Raw genomic sequence first — 2305 nt, forward strand, 5'->3', positions numbered from 1 at the left:
CCGCCGCTGCCGGCGCCGACGCAGGCCAGCACGGTCGCCAGCCCGGCCCGGCGCTGGACGACGGACTGCCGGACCTCCCACCCCACGACGGCCCGGTCCTGCAGCACGGTGTGGCTGCGCACCAGCCACCCCGAGCGCAGCGCGAACGACCGGGGGCCGGCGACGTGCCCGAGGGCGTTGTAGCGGGCCAGCCCGAGGGGCACGCCGAGCAGCACGAGGGCGGCCCCGACGGCCAGCAGCGGCCACCAGCCCGTCGTCACGGCCACCACCCCACCGGCGGCCGCCACCAGCAGCCCGGGCGTGGTGCCCCGCGCGATGCTGCGCCGACGGGCGGCCGGGGGGTGCCGGCGCAGCGGGCCCGGGTGGTCGACGAGCTCGGCGGAGAGCGCGCGGGCGAGCTCCACCGGCCCGAGCGGCAGCACCTGCCCCCGCCGCGTGGCGTCACCGAGGCCGGTGACCAGGGCGCTGACCCGGGCCGCGCCGACCAGCCGCATGCCCAGCCCCTCGCTGATCGTGCAGCCCCGGATCCGGTCGATGTCCAGCTCGGTGTGCCGGCGGGTGACCAGGCCGCGGACGGCGACGAGCGCCCCGCCGCGCCGGAGCAGCCGGAACCGCCAGTTCACCAGGGCGCTGCCGATGATCGAGCCGAGGATCAGCACCAGCAGCGCGCTCACCACGAGCCGGACGACGATCCGGGTGTCCGAGACGTCCGGCGACCAGAACTGCGGCACGAACTGCTCGGGCAGCTCCTCGGCGGCCCGGAGCAACGCGCCCCCGGCGGCCAGGGGGACCGCCAGGTAGCTGCCCACCAGCGGGGCGTAGACCAGCCACCGGTAGTCGAAGCGGAGCAGTTCCTCCTCCGGTTCGGCCGCGGCGTGCCGGCCCGCGAGCAGGTCCTGCGCGGAGGCGGCATGGGTGAGCAGCCGGTTGCGCAGCCGGTCGCCCTCGGCGCGGGTCACGCCGTCGATCACCAGCTCCTCCTCGCTGGTCACCGAGCCGGCCGCCGCGTCGATCCGCACCCGGACCAGCCCCAGCAGCCGGTGCAGCGCCGGCGCCTCGACCTCGACCCCGCGGATCCGGTCGTTGGGCACGGTGCGCGCCGAGCGGGTGAGCAGCCCACGGGTGACGACGACCGCGGCGTCCCCGTCGGTGTAGCTGAACCGCCACCAGCTGATCGCCGCGCCCAGCAGGGACAGCAGCGTGATCCCGGCGACCAGGGCGATCACCGTGCCCAGGCCGTCGCCCAGGCCGCGGGTGACCCCGAGGGCCAGCACCGCCGGCACCAGGGCCCGCGCCTGGCGGAAGGTCACGGTGTGCAGCACCAGCACCCACGGCGACGTCCGCCGCCCGACGACCTCCGGGCCGGTCACGTGGCCTCGTCGCGGACCAGCTCCGCCCGCCGCGCCAGGTCGTCGGCGACCCGCCGGGCGACGTCCACCTCCAGGTGCGGCACCCGGACCGTGCCCTGGGAGGACGCCGTCAGCACCGCGACGGTGGCCAGGCCGAACAGCTGCTGGAAGACCCCGCGGTTGACGTCGACGGTCTGGATCCGGGAGATCGGCACCAGGGTCCAGGTGCGGGTCAGCCAGCCGGTGAGCGTGTAGACCGCCTCGGCGGTGACCTCCCAGCGGTGCACCCGGTAGCGCAGCCGTGGGCGCACCCCGATCGTCACGATGCCGTAGAGCAGCACGAACGCGGGCCCGCCCCAGCGCAGCAGGGGCACCCACCAGCCGGCGTCCGTGGGCACGAGCACGATCGCGGTCGCCACGATCACCGCGTACACGACCGTGCCGAGGACCGCCTGCGTCACCCAGAGGCCGATCGCGGAGCGGGACAGCGACCAGGCGGGTTCCCGGACGGGCGCCGGCGGGGGAGCGGACATCGGGACCATCCTCGCAGTGCCCGGCCGGCCGAGGGGCGCACCGCCGGTGGGGCGGCGCAGTGCGTGCCACGATGGATCGCGTGATGATGCCCCAGCAGGTGCCGACCGTCCCTGCCGCCGAGGTGCCCGACGACGCCGTCGTGCTGGACGTGCGCGAGGACGACGAGTGGTCCGCCGGGCACGTCCAGGGCGCGACGCACATCCCGATGGGCGACGTCCCGGCCCGGCTCGCCGAGGTGCCCGAGGGCGACCCGCTGTACGTCACCTGCCGCAGCGGCGGGCGTTCGGCGCGGGTGACCGCCTGGCTCAACCAGAACGGCTACGACGCGGTGAACGTCGGTGGCGGGATGGGCGAGTGGGACGCGGCCGGCCGGCCCATGGTGAGCGAGACCGGCCGCCCGCCCTACGTCGTCTGAGCGGCCA

At 76.4% G+C, this 2305-nt stretch carries 3 protein-coding genes; 1 reads left to right on the plus strand and 2 read right to left on the minus strand.

Translation table 11 applies throughout. From position 1 onward, the window contains the following. A partial coding sequence (locus G5C62_RS26565; protein ID WP_164703350.1) for a PH domain-containing protein occupies positions 1–1370 on the minus strand: 1370 nt, incomplete at its 3' end. Next, entirely contained in the window at positions 1367–1882 is a 516-nt protein-coding gene (locus G5C62_RS26570) for a PH domain-containing protein (protein WP_164703351.1), read from the minus strand. The genes G5C62_RS26565 and G5C62_RS26570, both read right to left, overlap by 4 nt. An 83-nt stretch (positions 1883–1965) precedes the next feature. Between G5C62_RS26570 and G5C62_RS26575 the strand changes: the two genes are divergently transcribed. Beyond that, positions 1966–2298 carry a rhodanese-like domain-containing protein gene (locus G5C62_RS26575; RefSeq protein WP_206330889.1) on the plus strand — a complete coding sequence of 111 codons (333 nt, stop codon included), beginning with the start codon at positions 1966–1968 and terminating at the stop codon, positions 2296–2298. The last annotated feature ends 7 nt before the right edge of the window (positions 2299–2305 follow it).

The sequence above is a fragment of the Modestobacter sp. KNN46-3 genome (assembly GCF_011039295.1).

Bases quoted from the DNA above. Each gene is read 5' to 3' on its own strand.
- G5C62_RS26570 (WP_164703351.1), bottom strand. From the start codon at position 1,882: ATGTCCGCTCCCCCGCCGGCGCCCGTCCGGGAACCCGCCTGGTCGCTG.
- G5C62_RS26575 (WP_206330889.1), top strand. From the start codon at position 1,966: ATGATGCCCCAGCAGGTGCCGACCGTCCCTGCCGCCGAGGTGCCCGAC.